Source organism: Cobetia sp. 1CM21F (assembly GCF_023161745.1).
Taxonomy (GTDB): domain Bacteria; phylum Pseudomonadota; class Gammaproteobacteria; order Pseudomonadales; family Halomonadaceae; genus Cobetia; species Cobetia amphilecti.
In genome coordinates this window covers 1-23,403 of the sequence record NZ_JALNTQ010000008.1, presented here as the reverse complement: position 1 = coordinate 23,403, position 23,403 = coordinate 1, and the positions used below count along the sequence as shown (strand labels likewise).

The 23,403-nt window shown below is 62.2% G+C and carries 20 protein-coding genes; 17 read left to right on the top strand and 3 right to left on the bottom strand.

Annotation, left to right across the window (positions count from 1 at the left end; genetic code table 11):
* Positions 1-2: 2 nt before the first annotated feature.
* The 9 genes from MSG32_RS17085 (at position 3) to thiO (ending at position 9,029) form a co-directional block, all read left to right on the top strand.
* On the top strand, positions 3-341 hold the full coding sequence (locus tag MSG32_RS17085; protein ID WP_216060011.1) for a hypothetical protein: 339 nt from the start codon (positions 3-5) through the stop codon (positions 339-341).
* A complete protein-coding gene (locus MSG32_RS17075; protein ID WP_282460400.1) occupies positions 341-826 on the top strand; it encodes a type IV pilin protein in 486 nt (161 codons plus the stop codon). Before MSG32_RS17085 ends, MSG32_RS17075 begins: the two co-directional genes overlap by 1 nt.
* A gap of 244 nt (positions 827-1,070) precedes the next feature.
* Positions 1,071-1,616, top strand: a complete 546-nt coding sequence (locus tag MSG32_RS17070; RefSeq protein ID WP_107335855.1) for a GspH/FimT family pseudopilin — start codon at positions 1,071-1,073, stop codon at positions 1,614-1,616.
* Positions 1,600-2,106, top strand: coding sequence for a hypothetical protein (locus tag MSG32_RS17065; RefSeq protein WP_248380987.1), 507 nt, complete (start codon positions 1,600-1,602; stop codon positions 2,104-2,106). Before MSG32_RS17070 ends, MSG32_RS17065 begins: the two co-directional genes overlap by 17 nt.
* Positions 2,106-3,107, top strand: coding sequence for a hypothetical protein (locus MSG32_RS17060; protein ID WP_248380985.1), 1,002 nt, complete (start codon positions 2,106-2,108; stop codon positions 3,105-3,107). Before MSG32_RS17065 ends, MSG32_RS17060 begins: the two co-directional genes overlap by 1 nt.
* Positions 3,104-3,643 (top strand): hypothetical protein, encoded by a 540-nt coding sequence (locus MSG32_RS17055; RefSeq protein ID WP_248380983.1) that lies wholly within the window; start codon positions 3,104-3,106, stop codon positions 3,641-3,643. The genes MSG32_RS17060 and MSG32_RS17055 overlap by 4 nt, the downstream gene beginning before the upstream one ends.
* Before the next feature lie 13 nt (positions 3,644-3,656).
* Positions 3,657-7,067 (top strand): PilC/PilY family type IV pilus protein, encoded by a 3,411-nt coding sequence (locus MSG32_RS17050; RefSeq protein ID WP_248380981.1) that lies wholly within the window; start codon positions 3,657-3,659, stop codon positions 7,065-7,067.
* A 210-nt stretch (positions 7,068-7,277) separates the two neighbouring features.
* Positions 7,278-7,733, top strand: coding sequence for a type IV pilin protein (locus tag MSG32_RS18035; RefSeq protein WP_153636655.1), 456 nt, complete (start codon positions 7,278-7,280; stop codon positions 7,731-7,733).
* 150 nt (positions 7,734-7,883) lie between these two features.
* On the top strand, positions 7,884-9,029 hold the full coding sequence (gene thiO, locus MSG32_RS17035) for a glycine oxidase ThiO (protein WP_248380979.1): 1,146 nt from the start codon (positions 7,884-7,886) through the stop codon (positions 9,027-9,029).
* Between the two features lie 49 nt (positions 9,030-9,078).
* Here the strand turns inward: thiO and MSG32_RS17030 are convergent, their stop codons facing one another.
* Entirely contained in the window at positions 9,079-9,342 is a 264-nt protein-coding gene (locus MSG32_RS17030) for a PP0621 family protein (protein WP_043337174.1), read from the bottom strand.
* 180 nt (positions 9,343-9,522) lie between these two features.
* On the opposite strand from MSG32_RS17030, the gene MSG32_RS17025 reads away from it, so the two are divergent.
* Positions 9,523-11,157 carry an NAD+ synthase gene (locus MSG32_RS17025; RefSeq protein ID WP_043337176.1) on the top strand — a complete coding sequence of 545 codons (1,635 nt, stop codon included), beginning with the start codon at positions 9,523-9,525 and terminating at the stop codon, positions 11,155-11,157.
* A gap of 126 nt (positions 11,158-11,283) precedes the next feature.
* Here the strand turns inward: MSG32_RS17025 and MSG32_RS17020 are convergent, their stop codons facing one another.
* Entirely contained in the window at positions 11,284-12,075 is a 792-nt protein-coding gene (locus MSG32_RS17020) for an outer membrane protein assembly factor BamD (protein WP_107335861.1), read from the bottom strand.
* Positions 12,076-12,181: 106 nt separating this feature from the next.
* Between MSG32_RS17020 and rluD the strand changes: the two genes are divergently transcribed.
* From rluD to ilvN, 5 genes are all read left to right on the top strand, one after another.
* Complete coding sequence (gene rluD / locus MSG32_RS17015) at positions 12,182-13,135, top strand: 23S rRNA pseudouridine(1911/1915/1917) synthase RluD (RefSeq protein WP_054556942.1); 954 nt, start codon at positions 12,182-12,184, stop codon at positions 13,133-13,135.
* 39 nt (positions 13,136-13,174) lie between these two features.
* Positions 13,175-13,951: a peptidoglycan editing factor PgeF gene (gene pgeF, locus MSG32_RS17010; RefSeq protein WP_153636652.1), complete on the top strand. Its 777-nt coding sequence runs from the start codon at positions 13,175-13,177 to the stop codon at positions 13,949-13,951.
* A 330-nt stretch (positions 13,952-14,281) separates the two neighbouring features.
* Positions 14,282-16,930, top strand: coding sequence for an ATP-dependent chaperone ClpB (clpB, locus tag MSG32_RS17005; RefSeq protein WP_248380976.1), 2,649 nt, complete (start codon positions 14,282-14,284; stop codon positions 16,928-16,930).
* Between the two features lie 578 nt (positions 16,931-17,508).
* Positions 17,509-19,233 carry an acetolactate synthase 3 large subunit gene (locus tag MSG32_RS17000; protein WP_043337225.1) on the top strand — a complete coding sequence of 575 codons (1,725 nt, stop codon included), beginning with the start codon at positions 17,509-17,511 and terminating at the stop codon, positions 19,231-19,233.
* Positions 19,233-19,724: an acetolactate synthase small subunit gene (gene ilvN / locus MSG32_RS16995; protein ID WP_043337227.1), complete on the top strand. Its 492-nt coding sequence runs from the start codon at positions 19,233-19,235 to the stop codon at positions 19,722-19,724. Before MSG32_RS17000 ends, ilvN begins: the two co-directional genes overlap by 1 nt.
* 91 nt (positions 19,725-19,815) lie before the next feature.
* Here ilvN and ilvY read toward each other — a convergent pair whose 3' ends face one another.
* A complete protein-coding gene (gene ilvY, locus MSG32_RS16990) occupies positions 19,816-20,745 on the bottom strand; it encodes an HTH-type transcriptional activator IlvY (RefSeq protein ID WP_043337230.1) in 930 nt (309 codons plus the stop codon).
* 320 nt (positions 20,746-21,065) lie between these two features.
* Between ilvY and ilvC the strand changes: the two genes are divergently transcribed.
* Positions 21,066-22,082 (top strand): ketol-acid reductoisomerase, encoded by a 1,017-nt coding sequence (ilvC, locus tag MSG32_RS16985; RefSeq protein ID WP_043337232.1) that lies wholly within the window; start codon positions 21,066-21,068, stop codon positions 22,080-22,082.
* Positions 22,083-22,291: 209 nt separating this feature from the next.
* Positions 22,292-23,143 (top strand): CDP-diacylglycerol--serine O-phosphatidyltransferase, encoded by an 852-nt coding sequence (gene pssA / locus MSG32_RS16980; protein WP_043337235.1) that lies wholly within the window; start codon positions 22,292-22,294, stop codon positions 23,141-23,143.
* The last annotated feature ends 260 nt before the right edge of the window (positions 23,144-23,403 follow it).

Below are 23,403 nucleotides of genomic sequence, written 5' to 3'. Positions count from 1 at the left end.
CCATGAAGACATCACGACTCAAGCTGACTGGTAGTGGACTGATGCTGGCGGCGGGCTTGCTCTTCACGAGCTGGAGCTCCCAGGCCCTGGCGGAAGATACTCCGATTCCGCTGGTCATGGAGCAGAGCGTCACCGGCGTCATCGACGAGCGAGAGGGGGATCAGCTGCTCGTCGACGACATGGGGTTCGTGCTTCAGCCGGATAGCCGGATACTCAATCGCAATGGGCGCGAGCTGAAGGCCTTCCACCTCACGCCGGGGCAGGAGGTCGAGGTGCGCTTCGACCCACGTGGTGAGCCGAAGCAGGTCATCGACATCACGCTGCTGCGTCGGGGGCGCTGATGATCAGGCGAACAGGGAGGGCTCGGGCACAAGGCGGCTTCGGTCTGCTGGAACTCATGATTGCCGTGGCCATCATCGGCATTCTGGCGGCGATCGCCTATCCCAGCTACCAGGATCAGGTGGAGCGTTCACGTCGCACCGACGCCACCACCGCCTTGCTGGCACTGGCCCAGACCCAGGAGCGCATCATGGCAACCTGCGGTGAATACGCGACGGCCAGCGTGACAGCGGCGACCAGCTGTGGAGATGCGCTTGGAGGCGGTGGCGGTGGTATCGGGCTGGGACAGGCAGATGCCGTCAGCGAGGAAGGCTTCTACAACCTGGCCGTCGCAGGGGATGCAGACAGCTATACCCTGACTGCCACTGCTACCGGCAGTCAGGCCAATGATGAGGACTGCGCCACCTTTACGCTCACGGAGTTGGGAGTGAAGGGAGCGGCAGTCCTTGAGGACTCGGAAGACACCGATAGCAGTGATTGTTGGTAGTCACTGACAACCGACATTGCATGGCAAGCGCCTGAAGCCTCGATCTACGATGATCGGGGCTTTTTTTGTCTGGTGGATGAGGTTCAGTCGAGAAATATGGAATAACGGTGATTATGGGGAGTTTTCGGAATGATGGGTAATCTTGTGTAACATAATGATTCCATCTGTGGTTCATAGACGTTAAATTGCCCAATTTCACGCCCTGCAGGGTGCTTTGGCCTGCGTGGCTTTCAGGGGTAAGACGATGCAGCTTTTTCCTGCACTTCGGCATGGATGTCAGCAGGGCCGCCAGCAAGGCTTCACGTTGATTGAGCTGATGATCACGCTGGCCATTCTCGTGATCACGATCACGATTGCCGTCCCCGCCTGGCAGGGGGTGGTCGCGCGCAACGCCGTCACCGGCACGGCCGAGACGCTCGTGACTTCCATCAACTATGCGCGTAGCGAGGCGGTGGCCAGCGGCAACGACATCACGCTCTGCCCTCTGAATGCGCAGGGTGACGCCTGCATGAATTCCACCAGCTGGAGCAATGGCTGGGCGGTGGTGCAGGGCAGTCAGGCCGAGGCACGGGCGTCGCTGGGCGATGACCTGTTGCGCGTATTTGATGCCGCCATCACCGTGCAGGCGGGTGTTGCCGGCGTGACTTTCGATGATCAGGGCGCGACCTCTGATTCCACCTGGTTGTTGATCTGCGATCAGTCGGGCGGGCAGGGCCATCGCCAGCTTGAATTGACTCCCATCGGACGAGTAGTGACGGAGACTTATGGCAGCGATGACCAGAGTTGCTGAGCTTGGCGCGTCCCGTGCAAGCGGTAGCCAGCAAGGTACCAGCCTGCTGGAGGCGTTGATCGCTCTGCTGTTGATGGGGCTGACATTGCTGGGGTTCGGGCTCATGCAGATGGAAAGTCTGCAGGCCAACAACGAGAGTTACGCGCGTACCGAAGCCCGTATTCTCCTGGTCAGCATGGCTGAGCGCATTCAAGCCAACCCCGATGGCGTGGATGACTACGATGGGCTTTCCACCGCGGGGGCAGGAAATCCGGGCGGTTGTCCCTGCAGTGTTGCCGAGCTGGCGGCCCGTGATGTGGCGGTGTGGGCGGACAGGCTTGAGGACAGCAGTCTGAACGCGCCGGTCGGGTCCATCGCCAGCAGCGGCAGTGACCTTCTCACCCTGACCCTCGGCTGGAGCGGCGCCGCGCAGCTCGGGCAGAACGAAGACAGCATGGACGCCGGTGCTCAGGCGTTGAGCGAGACCCTACAGATACGAGTGGTGCCCTGATGTCGTCGAAAGCCTCCTTCCCACTGCGAGCTTTCGCGTCGCGCTCGCATCGGGCGCCGCGCTCGATTCCCTCACGGCGTGCCCAGCAGGGCGTCGGCCTGGTCGAATTGATGCTGGCGCTGGTGCTGGGACTGTTCATTTCTGCCATGGCGCTGGAATACTTTCTGGCCTCGCGCTCTACCCTCAACACCACGTCGGCCGTGTCCTACCTGCAGGAGTCTGCGCGCCACGTCACGCGTCGCCTGCAGCCATTGGTGCGCAATGCCGGCTTTTCCGGCTGTGCGTCGGTGAGCAGTGTCAGTGATGGTACCGGCAGCCATGCGCTGTCCGATTCTCCTCTGACGGCCGAGTCCGACACGGTGGCGGGGATCACCTATGACCGTCTGGCCTTGCAGGTACCGGCGCTGGGAGCGCAGCGCGGTTGGCAACTCGGGGCGAGCGTCGCCCAGGGCGATACCTCGCTGACCCTGGAGGACTACACCTCCGGCACGCTGGAGACGGATAGCGTCGTGCTGATCAGCGATTGTGAGAGCGGCGACATCGCACGCCTCTCGGGCGATGGCAACAACTCGCTCGATCTGTCGAGCGCCGTCGAGCACGGCTATGGCGGCACCATACAGACCCAGGCATATGTCTATCCGCTGCAGCGTTGGTACCTGTTGCTGTCACAGGCCGATGACGACTCCCCCGTTAGGCTCTGCCTGAACGGCGAGGATGTCGATGGCGATCCGGCGGCAGGCTGTGGCGAAGAAGTGGCGCGATATGTCGAAGCGCTGGACCTGACCTTCGATACGGCCTCCGGCAGCGGTAGCGCGAGTCGCTTTGCCGTGGAGCGCAGCGTGGCGGAAGTGGAAGCCGCGAACGACTGGAGCAGCGTCAGACGGATCCACATCAGCCTGACCCTCAAGACGCCCCCGACGATCAATGTCGAGGGAGAGGGGAACGGTGAGTTGCAACGCACCTTCGATATCACCCTGAGCCCGAGGAATATCGGTCTATGAACCAGGCAAGTTCTCCCAGGCCGCCACGCCAGCAAGGCATGGCATTGCTGGTCGTGCTGATCATGCTGATCGTGGTGGGCGTGATGGCGGTGACGGGCAATGAAGATACCCAGTTGCAGACCCGCATGTTGATGAATACCCAGTTCTACGACAACGCCTACGCGGAGGCCGAGAGCCTTCAGCAACAGGCGGAGAGTCGTCTGCTCGAGGGGGAGCTGACCCTGGATGATTTCGGTGGGGACGGCTTCTACGATGTCACGGCGGGGGAGGACCTGGACTTCGATCCTCTGCAGGCAGACGCCTGGGAGGGGGAAGGTGTCTTGAGTGGTGATGCGGCTGACAACGGCAACTATGTCATCGAGTATCTCGGAGAGACGACGGAAGGCGTTCTGAATGACGATAACCTGAGCAGCAGTCAGTTGTTGAATGCCTTCCGCATCACGGCCGCTGGTTGGAGTCTTGAGAGCGCAGGTGACCCTGATAGCAAGAAGCGTGCACTGGCAGTGGTGCAAAGCGAAATCATGATGGCCGATTGAAGGGAATCTATCGATGAAATCGAAGCATTCACCCCGCCGCAGCGGCTTGCGTCGTATTCACCTGCCGGTCTTGCTGTCAGGCGGACTGCTGGTCTCCTTGCCCGTGCTGGCAGACAGCGACACACTACTTCAGTTGCCCACCACCCAGAGTGTCGGCGTTACGCCCAATGTTCTGCTGGTGCTGGATGACTCGGGCTCGATGACCTGGGAAGACACCTTTGATGGTGGTAGCTCCTATCAGGGCTACAACATGCTTTACAAGAAGCGACAGGTATGTGAGAAGGTCGAGAAAAAATATAGTAATGGATGGAAGTGGTCCTGTGAATATGTCTTCAAGCCGCAAGATCTTTCCAACAAATACTTCTGTGCTGACTCCAATAGCCAAGCCTATGACCCGGATCAGATCTATCAGCCCTGGAAGTCTGGAAATGGGGATGAACGTTATGATGACATGGACCCGGCAGCGGCGTGGATTGATTTCAATGAAGGCGATGATGAAGACAATCTGGTTGACCTGACGGACCCGGATCTCGAGTTTCGTTATTACACTGGCAGCAATTGCAGTGACAGCAGCGAAGTGCAGGTTTCGGATCTCAGTCCGGATGAGCAGGTCAACTATGCCAACTGGTTCACTTATTATCGCAGTCGCTTGAATGTCGGCAAGGCTGCCGGTCTCGAGCTGCTTTCCGATATTGAGTACCGCACTGGGTTCATCACCATCAACCCCGGCTCAGAGACGGCAACCAAGGTAAAGGTCGATGATATTCTGGATTCGATCATAGAATATGTCACCAATGTACTGGGCAATCTGGTATCAGTCGTCACAACAAGTGACAGTGGCAACGATCATCTTGATGAGATCAAGGATGCCATCGTCAAAACGGAAATCAGCTCAAGCAACACCTATGTGTCGACGCCCTTGCGTGAGGCACTCTATCGCGCTGGTGAATATTACAGTGACAATTACTCCAGCCTGGGTTCCACGCCGATTCTTTCCGAAGATGAAGGCGGTATGTGTCAGCAGAACTTCACTGTTTTGATCACCGATGGTTTCTGGAACTCCGAAAACTCTTCCGCCTCCAATAATATTGAAAGCAAGATCGGCGATGCCAATGGTGACGGACGAACCTGGCGGGAAAGTTATAACTACAGTTATGGCGGTGATGCCACGCTGGCGGATGTCGCTTATTATTATGCTCATAATGATCTCTTGCCGAAGCTTGGAAGCGGGACCTATGAAAAGCAGGTGATGACGACCTATACGGTGGCGTTCGGGGTCGAGTCGACCAGTGACGACTGGGATGACAAGGATCGCGTCATCGAGAGCAGCTCCAGCACCATCGATGATCTGGAGCAGGCGGCGATCGATGGCGGGGGCTCCTACTTCAATGCCTCCAGTCCGACGGACCTCGTCTCGGCCCTGGCGGCGATCGCCTCCGAGATCGTCGCGGTGGGCAACAGTGTCAGTGGCCTCTCCACCAACCTGACCACGGCCAGTGTCGAGACGGATAGCCGACTGATCGAGAGCCGCTATTCCGCCTCGACCTGGACGGGCGATGTGGTGGCCTCGTCGGTACAGGAGGGCAAGGACGTCGAGGATGACGACCAGGTCTGGAGTGCTGCCACCCAGTTGAGTGAGGCATTGGAAGAGAAGGATGGTGTTGAGTCGCGGACGGTATTCACCATGTCCGGCGGCAACGGAGTCGAGTTCACGACCGACAACGCGGGCCGCCTGAGCTCCAGCCAGCGCAATGATCTCGCGCGCATGGAGGTCGGTGGCAACTCCACCGATGACCATGTGGAGGCGGCGATCGAGTGGTTGCGGGGCAGCGATGAATACGAAGGCGATGGCCTGCGCAATCGCACTGGCGTTCAGCTGGGCGACATCATCGGCTCGTCGCCTGTCGTCGTGACTCAAGAAGACTCGACGACAGAGGGCAGTGTCTTCGTCGGGGCCAACGACGGCATGCTGCATGCCTTCGACCTCAAGACCGGCAACGAGCAGTTCGCCTATATTCCGGAGCTGCTCTACAGCGAAGAGGACGACGCAGGGTTGGGGTATCTGACGGACCCGGGCTATCAGCATCGCTACTACGTCGACGGTGAACTGCGTCTGGCCAGCCTGAATGGTGAGGAGTGGCTGGTATCCGGTCTCGCCGGCGGTGGGCGCGGCCTGTTCGCGCTCAATGTCACCAAGGCCGTGGCAGGCGAAGACTTCGATGAAGATGATGTGGTGCGCTGGGAATTCGGTGCCAGCGACGATGATGACATGGGGCATGTCTACGGCAGCGCGCATATCGTCACCCTCAACAACGGCGACAGCGCGGTGCTGGTCGGCAACGGGCTGGAAACGGCCGATGAGAACGCCGCGCCGACGTTGTTCGCGCTGGAGCTTGATGGAGTCAATGCCGGCGGCGTGATCGCCAAGCTGTCCCCCAGCGGAGTGACCGGCGGATTGGCAAACCTGCAGGTCGCGGACCTCGACAGCAATGGCACCGTCGATTTCGCCTATGGCGGAGACCTGCAAGGGCGACTGTGGAAGTTTGACCTCAGTGACGACGACAGCAGCAAGTGGAGTGTCACGCGCCTGTTCACGGCCTGTGCTACCAGCCTGACCGGCGGGGAGTGCCAGACGGACGCGCTGCAGCCGATCACCGTCAAGCCGACGCTCAGTCGCTACTCCGGCGAGACACACACCATGACCTCGCCCAATCTGCTGGTGTCCTTCGGGACCGGCCAGGACATGTACGCCGATGCTGAAGATGAAGCCTGGGTCACGCAGAGCCTCTACACCGTGCTGGATACCGGCGGCAGTCATACCAGCCTGACGCGTAGTGACCTTGAGGCACGCAACTTCGTCAGCGGCAGCTACACCAACGGCGAGCTGACAGGCCGGACCCTTGGCGGCGACAGCTTTGCCTACTATCCCAGCCAGCTCGAGGATCAAGACACGGATCGCTTCGGCTGGTATCTGGATCTGGACGCCTCCGAGCAGGAAGAGCTGGTCGAGCCGGCCAACCTGCTCTCCAACCTGGTGGTCTTCTCCACCAGTACGTCCAGCACCGGGACCAACTTCTGTGAAAGTACCGGCGGTGGCTGGCTGGTCGCGCTGGACACCGAGACAGGCCTGCCGACCTATGACGATAGCGAAGGCAGCTACGTGACCATCTTCGATTTCAATCAGGATGAGGCCTTCAGCGCTGATGACCTGGTCGGTACCCTCGTTGATGACACCGTCGCCGTCGGCAATGTCATCGTCAGCGTCAAGTTGAGCGGTACACCGACGTCCAGTGTCAGTGTCGGCGATACGGTCTACGTGGGCACCAGTTCGCTGGGCAGCGAGGAGGGTGGTGTCTCCTCCTATGATCTCAACGTGTCCAGCTCGACGGATACCGGCCGTGTCTCCTGGTATCAGCTGCGCTGAGCCCGCCTCGGACATGAGGCAAGGATGACACGCTGCGCCGCCACGCCTTCCCCGGAGTGGCGGCGCCTTGCCTTTCATCAGGGCTTACTTCCTTCAGGCAGGCTTGCCTTGAGCCTTTTAACCGAGTCTTGCGCCCGAGTCTTTCACTGAAGCCTTTCGCCCAAGTCTTTCACTCAAACCCCTCATTCACGTTCTTCAAGGAAGCACTTCATGGCCAGTCTTCTCTCTTCCCGTTCGCGTCTCTCTCGGCGCCGGTACGCCTCAGGCTTCACGCTGACGGAGATCATGATCGTGATCGTCATCGTCGGCATTCTCGCGGCGATCGCCTACCCGAGCTATCAGGACCAGGTGATCCGCTCGCGTCGTGCCGATGGGCAGGCGGCACTGATGTCATTGGCCCAGGCCCAGGAGCGCTACATGGCGCGTTGCGGCGGCTACGCGACCAGCATCGCCGGCGACAGTGATTGTGATGAGGAAGGACTGGGGCGTGCCACCGAGTCGCCGGAAGGCTATTACACCCTGAGCCTGGAGGATGGCGCCACGACCACCCGCTTCACGCTCATCGCGACCGCGGTGGCACCTCAGAGCGCCGATGCCGACTGCCCCGCGCTGACCCTCACCAATACCGGTGTCCGCGATACGACCGGCGATGGCGATTGCTGGTAGCCGTGAAGCGCTCGCTCTGCACGATGCTGGAGACTCTGCTCAATACTGGAGGCTCTGCGCAATGCTGGATTGCACGCGGCTCGCTTGCACCGCCTTGCGGGCGGCGTATTCTTGATCCCTTTCCCGGGCTGATGGCAGGAGCGAACAGGCGTGAATGACTTTGTGGTGGTAGGCGGTGGCGTGATCGGCATGTTGACCGCGCTGGAGCTGGCGGATGGCGGTGCCGAGGTCACGCTGGTCGAGCGAGGCCAGTGTGGGCGTGAGGCGTCATGGGCGGGCGGCGGTATCGTCTCGCCGTTGTATCCGTGGCGTTATAGCGCGCCGATCTCGCGCCTGTCTGCCTGGTCGGAAGGCTTCTACCCCACGCTGGCCGAGCGCCTGATCGAGACCACCGGCATCGACCCCGAATATCGCCAGCAGGGCCTGCTGTACCTGAATGTCGAGGATGCCGAGCAGGCACTGGCCTGGTCCCGGGAATATGCCAAGCCGCTGACGCGAGTGGACGCCGATTTCGTCTATGACAAGGCACCGGCGGTCGCGCCCGGTTGCGAGTCGGCGTTGTGGATGCCGACGCTGGGCAGCATCCGCAATCCGCGTCTGGGCAAGTCACTGCGCGCCGCGCTCGACGCTCACCCGCGCGTGCGCCTGCTGGAGAATGTCGCGGTGCAGGGCATTCTGCTGCAGGACGACACCGCCATCGGCGTACAGACCGCCAATTCGGTGCTGTCTGCCGGCCAGGTCGTGGTCTGCGGTGGTGCCTGGAGTCGAGAGATTCTGAGTGAGGCAGGACCTGCGCTGCCGGTACGGCCGGTACGCGGCCAGATGGTGCTGTTCAAGGCACCCAAGGGGCTGGTGGAGCGCGTGGTGCTCAAGAATGGTCGCTACGTGATACCGCGGGGCGATGGCCGTATCGTGGCCGGCTCGACGCTGGAGGAGGTCGGCTTCGACAAGGCGACCACCGCCGAGGCGCGCGAGTCACTGATCAAGAGCGCCTGCGAGATCATCCCCGCGTTGGCGGAGTGTGAGGTCGAGCACCACTGGGCGGGACTGCGCCCCGGTTCGCCGACCGGCACGCCGTTCATCGGTGCCGTGCCTGAACGCCGCCACCTGCACGTCAATGCCGGCCATTATCGCAACGGGCTGGTACTGGCGCCGGCCTCGACCCGCCTGCTGGCGGATCAACTGCTCGGGCGCACGCCGATCATCGACCCCGCGCCCTACCAGCCCGAGACTCTGCTGGCCGAGATCGCTGCGCTGGATGCGTCGTCAGATGTCGGTGAGACCCGCTGGGCCTGAGGGATTGGTTGCCGTCTTTCGCCATCGAGCATCTCGTCTCGGTGGCGAATCATTTGCGCGGTCCTTCGTCGAGGAAGTGCTGCTGGTGTTCCTGGCAGCAGAAGTGCAGCGCCTCATGGCGGATGGCGTCATTTTCCGGCAGATGCAGGTCGCAGTAGGCGCAGCGCACCATGTTCTGCGCCTCGCGTTCGGCGGGGCTGTCGTTGCCGTAGTCGTCCTGGCTCAGCTTCCATTGGCGATACATGCGGTAAAGGCGCAGGCCGGCCCAGAACAGGGCGACGAAAACCAGCAGACGGATGATCAACAGGCTCATTCCTATATGACTCCCAGATGAGGCGGCGCGCGTGGCTTTTGCCAGCGGCGCGACCTTGCGGGACAATGGCGGCCAACATGATGACAGGTGGGCCGGTGCACGGCTCAGTGATCTGAGCCAGATGTCTGGCCACAGTGTACTGGCCCCTTATCGAACCGCCAATCGAGAGATCCTTACCGCATGCAAGATCTGACTCTGGTGATGGCCCAGCTCGACCCGCTGGTCGGTGATATTCCCGGCAACACTGCGCGTGCCATCGAATCGGTGCGTGAAGCGAGTCTTGAGCACAAGGCCGATGTCGTAGTGCTGCCCGAGTTGTGTCTGACCGGCTACCCGCCGGAAGACCTGCTGCTGCGCGAGTCCATGGAATCCCGCCTCGAGGAGGCGCGCGCCCAGATGGCGAAGAAGGTCGCGCCGGGCGTGATGGTCATCGTCGGTTACCCCGGCATGCGTGACGGCAAGCGTTACAACCTGGCCGGCGTGCTCAAGGATGGTGAGTGGATCGCCGAGTATGCCAAGCAGGCCTTGCCCAATTATCAGGTCTTTGATGAGCAGCGCTACTTCACGCCGGGCAGCGAGCCGTGTGTGGTCGAGTGCCGCGGCGCCCGCCTGGGCATCGTCATCTGCGAAGACCTGTGGGACGGCGCGCCGATCCGTCAGGCGCGCGATGCCGGTGCCGAGATTCTCGTCAGTCTCAATGCCTCGCCCTATCACCTGGAGAAGCCGGCCGAGCGCAATCAGCTGTTCGCCGAGCGGGCAGCCGAGGTCAATTGCCCGCTGGTCTACGTCAATCAGATCGGCGGTCAGGATGAGCTGGTCTTCGACGGGGGCTCTGCCGCCATCGATGCCGACGGCAAGACCTGCGTGCAGGCGCCGTGGTGGGATGTCGGCCTGATGCCGGTGCAGTTCCTCAAGGCAGAGGGGGGCAACTGGGTGCCGCAGAGTGGCGAGATCGCCGAGCTGCTGTCGCCGGAGGAGTCACTCTACTGTGCGCTGGTCACCGGGCTGCGTGACTACGTCAACAAGAGCGGCTTCAAGGGTGTGGTGCTGGGGCTTTCCGGGGGCATCGATTCCGGCCTGTCGCTGGCCATCGCCGTCGATGCGCTGGGCGCGGACCGCGTGCACGCCGTGATGATGCCGTATCACTACACCGCGGACATCTCCAAGGAAGACGCCGCCGAGCAGGCCAGGCTGCTGGGCGTGAATTACGAGGTGATGCCCATCGCGCCGATGGTCGAGGCCTTCACCGAGACCCTGGCGGAGAGCTTCGCCGGCAGCGAGCGCGACACCACCGAGGAGAACCTGCAGTCGCGGTGCCGTGGCGTGCTGCTGATGGCCATCTCCAACAAGAAGGGCCTGATGGTGCTGACCACCGGCAACAAGAGCGAGATGGCGGTGGGTTACGCCACGCTCTACGGCGACATGGTCGGCGGCTACAACGCGCTCAAGGATGTCTACAAGAGCTGGGTGTTCCGTCTCGCCAACTGGCGCAACACCATGGGCCCGGCGATTCCGGAGCGCGTCATCACGCGCCCGCCGTCCGCCGAGCTCGCCGAAGACCAGCTCGACAGCGATTCGCTGCCGGACTACGACACCCTGGATGCGATTCTCACCCACTATATCGAGGGTGACATGAGCGCCGAGGCGATCATCCGCTCAGGCTTCGAGGAAGAGGATGTCTATCGCGTGGTGCGTCTGGTCGACCGTACCGAGTACAAGCGTCGTCAGGCACCGGTAGGCGTGCGCGTTACGCCGCGCGGCTTCGGGCGGGACCGCCGCTACCCGATTGTCAATGGCTGGGTGGCTGGCGAATGACGGATTGCGGATTCTTTGCGCAAGACGCTGAAAACGCCTGAATCTAACGATTCTGGCCATGCTGGCAGCACGAAAAAGCCCGTGATCGATGATCACGGGCTTTTCGATGGTGACGCCTGCCGGTCGTCAGACCGTCAGGTCGTCAGCCTTCACGTAACGCGGCTCGAAGGTACGGCCATCCAGACGTTCGTTGTCCGGATCATTCTGGATCAGCACCTTGAGCGTCTCGCTGGCACGGTCACGCAGACCGAGGCCCAGATAGCCCTCGACCATCACGGCCAGCGCATCGCGGGTGGCAGGAGTGTTAGGGTAGTGCTCAATGACCCACTCGCCACGCTTCACGGCAGCCAGATAGGCCTGCTTGCGCAGGTAGAAATCGGCTGTCTGCAGCTCGCCGCGCGCCAGTACGTTGCGCAGATAGATGATGCGCTGACGGGAATCTGCCGCGTAGGTGCTGTTGGGGAAGCGACGTACCAGCTCACCGAAGTCGACATAGGCATCGCGTGTCGCGCCCAGGTCACGCTTGGAAATATCGATCAGATCGAGGGATTCCAGGCTGAAACGACCCGCGCTGTACGCTGCCAGTCCACGCATGTAGTAGGCATAATCGACCTGCGGGTGATCGGGGTGCAGGCGAATGAAACGGCTGGCCGCGGCGCGTGCCGCCTCCCAGTTGTCGACCTGATAATAGGCGTAGATCAGCTCCAGCTGCGACTGTTCGGCGTAGCTGCCGAACGGGAAGCGAGTATCCAGGGCTTCAAGTTGTTGCACAGCGGAGTTGAAGCGGCTGGTATCCAGGGAAACCTGGGCCTGACGATACAGGTCCTGCTCCTGAAGATCCGGTGCCGGCTCGTTGGACGCACAGCCAGCCAGCAAGGTGCTGGCCAGGGCGAGGGCAGTCAAGGGAAGGGCGCGCATCGGTTTCCTCATCTCGGGCAATCCATGGCGGGCATGCTAGAATCCGCCGATCCGCACTCACTATAAAGCAAAGGCCCTTTCGTGCGAAACGGCCTCAGAGAGCAATATGGCAGACACCATCAACCGCGAAGAGCGGATCCCGGAGGCGATGATTGGCATGCGCCTTGATCAGGCCTGCGCCGAGATCTTCTCCGACTATTCCCGCGAGCGTCTCAAGCACTGGATCAAGACCGGTGCGCTGACCCTCGACGGTGCCGCCGTCAAACCCCGCGAGAAGGTCTATGGCGGTGAACGTCTGGCCCTGACCGCCGAGCTTGAAGAAGAAGTCAGCCACGAGCCGGAAGATATCGAACTCGAGATCGTCTATGAAGACGACGACGTGCTGGTCATCAACAAGGAGCACGGCATGGTCGTGCACCCGGGCGCGGGTAACCACGATGGCACGCTGCTCAACGCCATCCTGCATCATTGTCCGGGCAATTCCATGATGCCGCGTGCCGGCATCGTGCACCGTCTCGACAAGGACACCAGCGGCCTGATGGTGGTGGCCAAGTCATTGACCGCCCAGGCGGACCTGGTCGAGCAGCTGCAGGCCCGTACCGTGTCGCGCGAGTACGATGCCGTCGTCACGGGCGTGCTGACCTCCGGTGCCACCGTGGATGCGCCCATCGGGCGTCACCCCAAGGACCGCAAGCGTCAGGCCGTCACTCACAGTGGCAAGCCGGCGGTCACCCACTTCCGCGTGGTGGAGCGTTTCCGGGGTCACACCCATATCCGCTGCAAGCTGGAAACCGGGCGTACCCACCAGATTCGCGTGCATATGGCGCACCAGCGCTATCCGCTGGTCGGAGACCCGGTCTACGGCGGGCGTCTGAAGCTGCCGCCGGGGGCCAGTGACCCGCTCAAGGAGCTGCTGCGTCAGTTCCCGCGTCAGGCACTGCATGCCCGTCGTCTCGCCTTCATCCACCCGATCACGGGCAAGGAAGTCGAATTCCGCGCCGAGATGCCGGGCGACATGCTGGTGCTGATCGACTATCTCAAGGAAGACATCGCTCGCTGAGGCGGCAGGCTCGCGCGACACGCCGCACAAGGAGAGGTTATGCACGACGAGAGTCTACGCCCGACCCTGATACTACCGGACTGGCCCGCGCCGAGCCCGGTGCAGGCCTTCGTGACCACGCGTGAGAGCGGCCCCAGCCAGGGGCCGTATGCCGGCTTCAATCCGGCGCTGCATGTCGGCGATGACCCGGCGATGGTGGCGCAGGTGCGTGAGCTGCTCGCCGCGGAGGTCGATGATGGCCGTCCGCTGGCGTGGCTGGATCAGGTGCACGGCACTCAGGTGGTGGATGCCTTCGATGTCTGCCATGGCGAGGACCGGCCGGATGCGCCGCCACGGGCGGATGCCTGCATCAGTACCGGCACCGGGCAGGCCTGTGTGGTGATGACGGCGGACTGCCTGCCGGTGCTGTTCTGTGATCGGCAGGGCACGCGCGTCGGCGTGGCGCATGCGGGTTGGCGCGGGCTGGTCGAAGGCGTGCTGGAAGCCACCATCGAGCGTCTCGGTGATGACCCCGGCGAGCTGATGGCCTGGCTGGGCCCGGCGATCTCCAATGCGCAGTTCGAGGTCGGCCCCGAGGTGCGTGATGCCTTCATCGCGGATCTGCCCGAGGCCGATGATGCCTTCGAGGCCAGCCCCTACCGGCTCGGTCACTACATGGGTGATCTCTACAAGCTGGCACGCCTGCGTCTCGAGCGTGCCGGGGTCGGTCATGTCAGTGGCGGCCACTTCTGTACCGCTTCTGAATCCCGCTTCTATTCCCACCGGCGGGATGATGGCGTGACCGGACGCCTCGCCACGGTGATCTGGCTGCGCTGAGGGGCTGATGAGGAATCTCTGATCGGGACTTGGATCAGCGCATTCCGCCAGCTCGACATGCAGTACCCACAAACGCCCCGCCAACCTGATGTCTCAGGTTGGCGGGGCGTTTCTGTGTCTGGCAAAGATGATGGCCGGCGGGGGCGGCGGGTCGTCGTCGTGGCGGCGGGAATCTGACCTGGATCAGGCAAATGCCACAACATGCTGCAGCGCGGCGAATCCTGCCTTGAAAGCCGTGCGCCAGCCCCCATCTTGAGAGTCAGATACGAAATGTTACAGGCGAAGCTCCTGAGAAAAGGAGTACCGCCATGACTCTCAGGAGAAGGCACCATGCGCATCGACAAACTCACCAGCAAGCTGCAGAACGCTCTGGCGGATGCCCAGTCGCTCGCCGTCGGGCGAGGCCACAATGAAATTTACCCGCAGCATCTGCTGCTGGCTCTGCTGGAAGACCGCGATGGCGGCCTCAAGGCACTGGTCAACAAGGCGGGCGGCGATGCCACCAGCCTGATGAGTGGCTTCAAGCGCCAGCTGGATGACCTGCCCACCGTGTCCCAGTTCGACGGCAATGTCGCGCCCTCGCAGGCCCTCGGCAAGCTTCTGAATCTGGCCGATCGTGAAGCGCAGAAGCGCGGCGATCAATACATCGCCTCCGAGCTCGCGCTGCTGGCCGCGCTGGAGCTGGGCGGTGATCTCGGCAAGCTGTTCACCTCCTCGGGCATCAAGAAGCCCGCTCTGACCTCCGCCATCGATGCCTTGCGCGGTGGTGAAGCCGTGGGTGACGCCGATGCCGAGAACAATCGTGAAGCGCTCAACAAGTACACCCTGGATCTGACCGAGCGCGCGCGGGACGGCAAGCTCGATCCGGTGATCGGGCGCGATGAGGAAATTCGCCGCACGATCCAGGTGCTGCAGCGTCGCACCAAGAACAACCCGGTGCTGATCGGTGAGCCCGGCGTCGGCAAGACCGCCATCGTCGAAGGGCTGGCCAGCCGTATCGTCAATGGCGAGGTGCCGGAAGGTCTCAAGAACAAGCGCGTGCTGTCTCTCGACATGGGCTCGCTGCTGGCGGGGGCCAAGTTCCGCGGCGAATTCGAGGAGCGCCTCAAGTCGGTGCTGAAGGAGCTGGCGCAGGAAGAAGGCCAGGTCATCCTGTTCATCGACGAGCTGCACACCATGGTCGGCGCGGGCAAGGCCGAAGGCGCGATGGATGCCGGCAACATGCTCAAGCCGGCGCTGGCGCGTGGCGAGCTGCACTGTGTCGGTGCCACCACGCTTGACGAGTATCGTCAGTACATCGAAAAGGACGCCGCGCTGGAGCGCCGCTTCCAGAAGGTGCAGGTCGACCAGCCCAGCGAGGAAGACACCATCGCCATCCTGCGTGGCCTGAAGGAACGCTATGAGGTGCATCACGGGGTCGACATCACCGACAGTGCCATCATCGCCGCCGCGCGGTTGTCATCGCGCTACATCACGGACCGCCAGCTGCCGGACAAGGCGATCGACCTGATCGATGAGGCCGCGTCACGCATCCGCATGGAGCTGGATTCCAAGCCGGAGGAGATGGACCGTCTCGACCGCCGCCTGATCCAGCTCAAGATGGAGCGTGAAGCGCTGAAGAAGGAAACCGACGAGGCGGCGCTCAAGCGCCTCGGGGCGCTTGAGGACCAGATCTCGGAGCTGGAGCGGGAATACGCCGACCTCGATGAAGTCTGGAAGGCCGAAAAGTCCAGCATCCAGGGCGCGGCCCAGTTCAAGGCCGAGCTGGAGCAGGCGCGTATCGATCTGGAGCAGGCGCGCCGCGCCGGCGACCTCAGCCGCATGTCGGAACTGCAGTACGGCGTGATTCCGGGACTCGAGAAGCAGATCAGCGAAGCCGGCGAAGGCGAGGCGGATACCTCCGCCCACGTGCTGCTGCGCTCCAATGTCACCGAGGAGGAGATTGCCGAGGTCGTCTCGCGCTGGACCGGCATTCCGGTCGCCAAGATGCTCGAAGGCGAGCGTGACAAGCTGCTGCGCATGGAAGAGGCGCTGCACGAGAAGGTGATCGGCCAGGACGAGGCGGTGATCGCGGTGTCCAATGCGGTGCGTCGCTCACGCGCTGGGCTGTCGGACCCGAATCGTCCCAACGGCTCCTTCCTGTTCCTCGGCCCGACCGGTGTCGGCAAGACGGAGCTCTGCAAGTCACTGGCCAACTTCCTGTTCGACACCGAAGAGGCGATGGTGCGCATCGACATGTCCGAGTTCATGGAGAAGCACTCCGTGGCCCGCTTGATCGGCGCGCCTCCCGGCTATGTCGGCTATGAAGAGGGCGGCTATCTGACCGAGGCCGTGCGCCGCAAGCCGTACTCCGTGCTGCTGCTCGACGAGGTCGAGAAGGCCCATCCGGATGTCTTCAACATCCTGCTGCAGGTGCTGGAAGATGGCCGCCTGACCGATGGTCAGGGGCGCACCGTCGACTTCCGCAACACCGTGATCGTGATGACCTCCAATCTGGGCTCGGAAATGATCCAGCGCATGAGCGGCCTCAATGGCGAGCTGGCGGAAGGCGAGGGCAGTACGGAAAGCGCCGATGAGCGTGCCGAGCGCAAGGCGGCCTTCCAGTACGACGACATGAAGACGGCGGTGATGGAAGTCGTCGGCAATCACTTCCGCCCGGAGCTGATCAACCGCATCGATGAAGTGGTCGTGTTCCATGCGCTGGGACAGGCGCAGATCGCCTCCATCGCGGGCATCCAGCTTGAGCGTCTCAAGGCGCGTCTGGCCGAGCGCGATCTCGGTTTCGAGATTACCGACCCGGCGATGGCATTGCTGGCCAAGGCCGGCTTCGATCCGGTCTATGGCGCTCGCCCGCTCAAGCGCGCCATCCAGAGCCGCATCGAGAACCCGCTGGCCCAGGCTCTGCTGGGCGGTGACTTCATGCCCGGTGACGTCATCCATGTCGGCGAAGAGGGCGGGGAGCTGACCTTCACGCGCTGATTCGTGCGCCCGTGAGTGACGCCCCACCGTGACGGAAGCACGCCCTTCCGCTTGCGGTGGGGCGTTTTGGTGTCTGCCGCCCGGGCGCAAAAAGACAACCCGGTGTGAGGCAGGCTGAAATTCACGAAGCAGAAAATTGCGAATTTATCGCCATTGGTGAGGTTTTACGCACGCTTATGGCCGGATTCGTTGTTATCGGTGTGGCATTTGGCGCAGGCGGCGCACACTGGCGTAAGGTTGAGTTGACAGCCCCTTGCGGCTGTTGGACTCTTGACCATTCCTGATTGCGGGCGCGGCCATTCGGGCGACCCTCGAAGCGCCGCGTGAAGGACAGACGCTGAGTCGCTGTCCGCCTGTCAAAGGATACGCCGGTCCGGGTACGCCAACCGTACCGACCGGCCATCAGCCCCGACCGCATCCAACCGATGTGATAAGAGTGCAGGCCCTAACCGGGCCGCAGACGCCAGGGTTTGGCATCAGGTGCCGCAATTTCTGCGGTAGCGACATTCAGGTCGCACTCGATCCGGCTTGCGCATTGCCGCCGGACGCACTCGAGACCTCCAGGGGAGAATAACCAAGTGGAATTGCTTTCCGGCGCTGACATGATCGCCCGCGCCCTGCATGACGAGGGCGTGGAATATATTTACGGCTATCCCGGTGGGGCGGCGCTGCATATCTATGACGCCCTGTTCCGCCAGGACAAGGTCCAGCACATTCTGGTCCGTCACGAGCAGGCCGCGACCCACGCCGCCGATGGTTACGCGCGCGCCTCCGGCAAGCCGGGTGTGGTGCTGGTCACCTCAGGCCCGGGCGCGACCAATGCCGTCACCGGTATCGCCACGGCCTACATGGACTCGATCCCCATGGTCGTGCTGTGTGGTCAGGTCGCCAGCCACCTGATCGGTGAAGACGCCTTCCAGGAAACCGACATCGTCGGTGTGACTCGCCCGATCGTGAAGCACAGCTTCTCGATCAAGCACCCGAGCGAGATTCCCGAGGTGATCAAGAAGGCCTTCTATCTGGCCTCCAGTGGTCGCCCGGGGCCGGTCGTCATCGATATCCCGAAGGACATGACCGCCCCGACCGAACGCTATGAGTACAGCTACCCCAAGAAGGTACGCATGCGCTCCTATAGCCCGGTCACCCGTGGCCACAGTGGCCAGATCAAGAAAGCCGTCGAGCTGATGCTCAAGGCACGTCGCCCGCTGTTCTTCACCGGCGGTGGTGTGGTGTCCGGGCGTGCCAGCGAAGCGCTGACTGACCTGGTGCGCCGCCTCAACTTCCCGATCACCACCTCGCTGATGGGCATCGGTGCCTACCCGCAGGGCGATCGGCAGTGTCTGGGCTGGCCCGGCATGCACGGCTCCTACGAGTCGAACAATGCCATGCACCACACCGATCTGATCATCTGCATCGGTGCGCGCTTCGATGACCGCGTGACCAACAACACCTCGAAGTTCTGCCCGACGGCCAAGATCATCCACGTCGACATCGATCCGAGCTCGGTCTCCAAGACCGTGCGCGCCGATGTGCCGATCGTCGGTCCGGCCGATGCCGTGATCAACGAGATGATCAGCCTCGTGCAGGGTCGCGAGCTGGCCAATCCTGATGCACTGGAGGCCTGGTGGTCCCAGATCGATGGCTGGCGTGCCGAGCGTGAAGGCAAGCTGTATGAGCCGTCCGCCCCGGGTGAGCCGCTCAAGCCGCAACAGGTGGTGGAAGCCGTGCACCGTGCGACGCGTGGTGAAGCCTTCGTTGCCACCGATGTCGGTCAGCACCAGATGTTCGCCGCCCAGTACTACAAGTTCCAGCGTCCCAACCGCTGGATCACCTCCGGTGGTCTGGGCACCATGGGCTTCGGTTTCCCGGCGGCCATGGGCATCAAGATGTCCTACCCGGAAGACGATGTGGTGCTGTTCACCGGTGAAGGCAGCTTCCAGATGATGATGCAGGAGTTCTCGACCTGTAAGCAGTACGGGATCGGGGTCAAGATCATCAACCTCAACAACCAGTCGCTGGGCATGGTGCGTCAGTGGCAGGACCTGAACTACAAGTCCCGTCACTCGCATTCCTATATGGAGTCGCTGCCTGACTTCGTGCAGCTGGCGGGCGCCTATGGCTTCCGTGCCATCAAGGTGCACACGGTGGAGGAGCTCGAGCCTGCGCTGGAAGAAGCCTTCCGCAACAAGGACGAGCTGGTGTTCCTCGACATCTATGTCGACCCGCGTGAACACGTCTACCCGATGCAGGTGCCTCTCGGCTCCATGCGTGACATGCTGCTTACGAAGACGGAGCGGACCTGATGCGCCATATCATCTCCATTCTGATGGAAAACGAACCGGGCGCGCTGTCACGGGTCGTCGGCCTGTTTTCACAGCGCAACTTCAACATCGAGACCCTCAACGTGGCCCCGACTGAAGACGCGACCCTGTCCCGTCTGACCGTCACCACGGTCGGTGAAGATCGCGTCATCGAGCAGATCACCAAACACCTCAACAAGCTGGTGGATGTGGTCAAGCTGGTGGATCTCACCGAGGGCAGCCACATCGAGCGCGAGCTGATGCTGGTCAAGGTCAAGGCGTTGGGCGCCCAGCGTGACGAGATCAAGCGCACGGCGGACATCTTCCGTGCCCAGATCGTCGACATCACGCCGAGCCTCTACACCATCCAGATCACCGGCGACGGTGGCAAGCTGGATGCCTTCCTGGCGGCAATGCAGCCGGTGGGCGTGCTGGAAGTGGCACGTACCGGTGTCTCCGGCATCGCTCGCGGTGAGAAGGTGTTGAGCCTGTAAGACGGTGGTGGTGGAATCGCAAGACAAGAACGGCGCCCCTCGGGGCGCCGTTTTCGTTGCTGCGCCATTTTCGTTGGCTCGCTATCAGGTATCAGTCAGCGGGGCGCTGCGGCGAGCCGGGCAGTTGCTCCCACAACGCGCGCACCAGCGGATGTCGCAGGCGTTTTTCCTGTACGCACAGGCCGACCTTGTAGGGGGTCAGCGGCGGATCGACATCAAGGATGCGCACCTGATCGGCCAGCGGCGAATTGTCGAGCACGATCTGCGGCACCACGCCGATCCCGAAGCCCAGTCCGACCATGCTGACGATGGCCTCGTTGCCGGCGACCTGGGCATACAGGCGAGGCTTGATGCCGCGTGTGTGGCACCAGGCATCGAAGCGCTCGCGCGCCAGGCCGGTCTCCGACAGGATCATCGGCACGCGCGTCCAGTCGATGTGGTCGTCGCCCGCCGCCGAATCGTCCGCCTCGCCGATGCCTTCCAGTTGCTGGCCGGGGCCATCACGACGCGGGGCAATGAAGCGCAGTGGCGACTCGGCGAAGTCGGTGAAGGCGAGACGGGAAGGCAGCACGTCGGGGCGCGCGGCGATCGCCAGGTCCTCGTGCCCCATCAGGACACGCTCCAATGCCACGGCGGGGTCGCCGGTATGCAGCTTGAGCTCCACATGCGGATGGCGGGCACGGAAGGTGGCCAGAATCTCGTAGAGAAAGCTGTAGCTGGCGGTCACCGAGCAATACAGGGAGAGCTCGCCGCGCAGCTCATCGCTGTCTTCCAGCAGTGACTGGCGAATGTCATCCCACTGACTCAGGAGTTCGCGAGCATGACGACGGAAGCGTTCCCCCGCCGGTGTCAGCGCGACGCTGCGGTTGTCGCGCTCGAACAGGCTGACGCCCAGCTCTTCCTCCATGGCCCGGATGGCGCGTGACAGGGCAGAGGCGCTCAGGTGGCAGGCAGTGCTGGCGCGCCCGAAATGCAGCGTTTCGGCGAGGGTCAGGAATTGCTTGAGTTGACGATTGTCCATGCCGGAGTCCGCTGTCGGTGAGTGCTGTAGAGGGAAATGCCTTGTGTTGCGCAATATGGCATATGATGGTGCAAATATAGCATTTTACGCAATGTCGAGGTGCAGGTAAGGTGGACTCATCGCCGCGCAGGAGGAGGACGGCAGACCTTGATCCAAGGCGCACGACCTCCCCAGGACGCAGAGCGGCCGAGACAGATGGCCGTCGGCGCTGGACACTGTCATACGCCTTTCCCTTGCGGGAAGGGTCGCAAGAACAACAGACACTCTTTCAAGATCTCACGCCATCCCGCTGACGGGGTGAGCCGCCAGGAGCAATGACGATGAAACTCTATTACGACAAGGATTGTGACCTCTCCCTCATCCAGGGCAAGAAAGTGGTCATCCTCGGTTACGGTTCCCAGGGCCACGCCCACGCGAACAACCTGAAGGAATCCGGCGTCGACGTCACCGTAGCCCTGCGTCGCTCTTCCTCCAGCTGGGCCAAGGCCGAAGCGGCTGGCCTGAAGGTTGCTGAAGTCGAGGAAGCGGTCAAGGCTGCCGACCTGGTCATGATCCTGGCGCCGGACGAGAACCAGAAGGCCATCTACGAGAACCAGGTGGAACCGAACCTGAAGCAGGGCGCGACCCTGGCCTTCGCTCACGGCTTCAACGTCCACTACAACCAGGTCGTTCCGCGTGCTGACCTCGACGTCATCATGATCGCGCCGAAGGCACCGGGTCACACCGTGCGTTCCGAGTTCGTGAAGGGCGGCGGTATCCCGGACCTGATCGCCATCCACCAGGATGCGACTGGTCAGGCCAAGGACATCGCACTGTCCTACGCGGCAGGCGTCGGCGGCGGTCGTACCGGCATCATCGAGACCACCTTCAAGGACGAGACCGAAACCGATCTGTTCGGCGAGCAGGCTGTCCTGTGTGGTGGCGCTGTCGAGCTGGTCAAGATGGGCTTCGAGACCCTGACCGAAGCGGGCTACGCGCCGGAAATGGCCTACTTCGAGTGTCTGCACGAGCTCAAGCTGATCGTCGACCTGATGTACGAAGGCGGTATCGCCAACATGAACTACTCCATCTCCAACAATGCGGAGTATGGCGAGTACGTGACCGGCACCGAAGTCATCAACGAGCAGTCCCGTGTCGCCATGCGCAATGCACTCAAGCGCATCCAGAGCGGTGAATACGCCAAGATGTTCATCCAGGAAGGCAACACCAACTACCCGTCCATGACGGCCCGTCGTCGCCAGAACGCCGAGCATCCGATCGAGCAGACTGGTGAGAAGCTGCGCGGCATGATGCCGTGGATCACTGCCAACCAGCTGGTCGACAAGTCACGCAACTGATCCTGGCTATTGGATCCGGCGTGAAATGAGCGGGGCGCTCTCCATCAGGAGGGCGCCCCGCTTGCGTTGTTGCTCTATAAGCGCTATCGAATGGGAGAGGGAAGTGACAGTCGACGGTGAGGCCGCTAGGGTGTCACCACTATTCGCGCTCATTGGCAGGTGTAGAATGTGGTTACCCTGCCACGACGAGGCATGATGCAAGGAATCCCATGACTGACGAAAATCGACATCCCGGCGCAGAAGAAGCCCCCGAAGCACAGACACGCCGCAGCAGTTCAGTGCTGGACAAGGTAGTGGAGGAGTTCACCGACGACAGCGAGGTCGTGGAAGAAGCCATCGAGGACGGCAAGCCCGTTCGTCGGCGTGGCATCTATCTGCTGCCCAACCTGTTCACCACCTCCGCTCTGTTTTCCGGCTTCTTCGCTGTGGTGTGTGCGCTGAACGGGGAGTTTGCCAACGCCTCCATCGCCATCTTCGTCTCGATGGTGCTCGACGGCCTGGATGGTCGTGTGGCACGCCTGACCAACACCCAGAGCGCCTTCGGTGCCGAGTACGACAGCCTCGCGGACATGCTGTCCTTCGGCGTGGCGCCGGCGTTGGTCACCTTCAGCTGGATTCTGCAGGATGTCGGCAAGATCGGCTGGATCGCCGCCTTCGTCTACGTGGCAGGCGCTGCGCTGCGTCTGGCGCGCTTCAACGTCCAGATCGGCTCCACCGACAAGAAGTGGTTCATCGGTCTGCCGAGTCCGGCAGCGGCGGCACTCGTGGCCGGCTGCGTATGGACCATGCACAACTTCGACGCCGAGACCTTCGCCTTCAAGTCGCTGATGGTCTTCGTGGTCGCGGCTGCCGGTATCCTGATGGTGTCGAACATTCGCTACTACAGCTTCAAGGAGATCGACCTCAAGGGGCCGGTGCCCTTCGTGGCGCTACTCGCCATCGTGCTGGCCTTCGTGGTCATCTCGCTGGAGCCGTCCGTGATGCTGCTGGGCCTGTTCGGTTGCTATGTCGCCAGTGGCCCGATCATGGCGCTGGGGCGCAAGCTGCGCGGCAACAAGTAAGCGTCAGCTGCCAGCAGTGTGATGATCGATATTCGGCCCCGCCATTCCTGGCGGGGCCGAATGCGTTTCTGGCCAGGAGAAGATGTCAGCAAGCAACGGCGCGACGAGGACAAGAAGAAAAGAGAAGCAGTATGAGGAGGGGGGAGTAAGGCAGAGCCGAGGTGTCACCCGTATGTCCCGAGAATGACAATCTCTTGAAAAAGCCCTTGCCCTCACGGCGGTTCGTGCGTAAAGTACGCATCCGCTGCCGGGGACGCATG

Coding starts and splice junctions, on each gene's coding strand:
- ilvY (WP_043337230.1), bottom strand. CDS start 20,745: ATGGACAATCGTCAACTCAAGCAATTCCTGACCCTCGCCGAAACGCTG.
- MSG32_RS17030 (WP_043337174.1), bottom strand. CDS start 9,342: ATGAGCCTGTTGATCATCCGTCTGCTGGTTTTCGTCGCCCTGTTCTGG.
- MSG32_RS17085 (WP_216060011.1), top strand. CDS start 3: ATGAAGACATCACGACTCAAGCTGACTGGTAGTGGACTGATGCTGGCG.
- MSG32_RS17065 (WP_248380987.1), top strand. CDS start 1,600: ATGACCAGAGTTGCTGAGCTTGGCGCGTCCCGTGCAAGCGGTAGCCAG.
- ilvN (WP_043337227.1), top strand. CDS start 19,233: ATGCGCCATATCATCTCCATTCTGATGGAAAACGAACCGGGCGCGCTG.
- rluD (WP_054556942.1), top strand. CDS start 12,182: ATGGCAGACACCATCAACCGCGAAGAGCGGATCCCGGAGGCGATGATT.
- clpB (WP_248380976.1), top strand. CDS start 14,282: ATGCGCATCGACAAACTCACCAGCAAGCTGCAGAACGCTCTGGCGGAT.
- MSG32_RS17070 (WP_107335855.1), top strand. CDS start 1,071: ATGCAGCTTTTTCCTGCACTTCGGCATGGATGTCAGCAGGGCCGCCAG.
- MSG32_RS17025 (WP_043337176.1), top strand. CDS start 9,523: ATGCAAGATCTGACTCTGGTGATGGCCCAGCTCGACCCGCTGGTCGGT.
- pssA (WP_043337235.1), top strand. CDS start 22,292: ATGACTGACGAAAATCGACATCCCGGCGCAGAAGAAGCCCCCGAAGCA.
- ilvC (WP_043337232.1), top strand. CDS start 21,066: ATGAAACTCTATTACGACAAGGATTGTGACCTCTCCCTCATCCAGGGC.
- MSG32_RS17055 (WP_248380983.1), top strand. CDS start 3,104: ATGAACCAGGCAAGTTCTCCCAGGCCGCCACGCCAGCAAGGCATGGCA.
- MSG32_RS18035 (WP_153636655.1), top strand. CDS start 7,278: ATGGCCAGTCTTCTCTCTTCCCGTTCGCGTCTCTCTCGGCGCCGGTAC.
- MSG32_RS17050 (WP_248380981.1), top strand. CDS start 3,657: ATGAAATCGAAGCATTCACCCCGCCGCAGCGGCTTGCGTCGTATTCAC.
- MSG32_RS17060 (WP_248380985.1), top strand. CDS start 2,106: ATGTCGTCGAAAGCCTCCTTCCCACTGCGAGCTTTCGCGTCGCGCTCG.
- MSG32_RS17020 (WP_107335861.1), bottom strand. CDS start 12,075: ATGCGCGCCCTTCCCTTGACTGCCCTCGCCCTGGCCAGCACCTTGCTG.
- MSG32_RS17075 (WP_282460400.1), top strand. CDS start 341: ATGATCAGGCGAACAGGGAGGGCTCGGGCACAAGGCGGCTTCGGTCTG.
- pgeF (WP_153636652.1), top strand. CDS start 13,175: ATGCACGACGAGAGTCTACGCCCGACCCTGATACTACCGGACTGGCCC.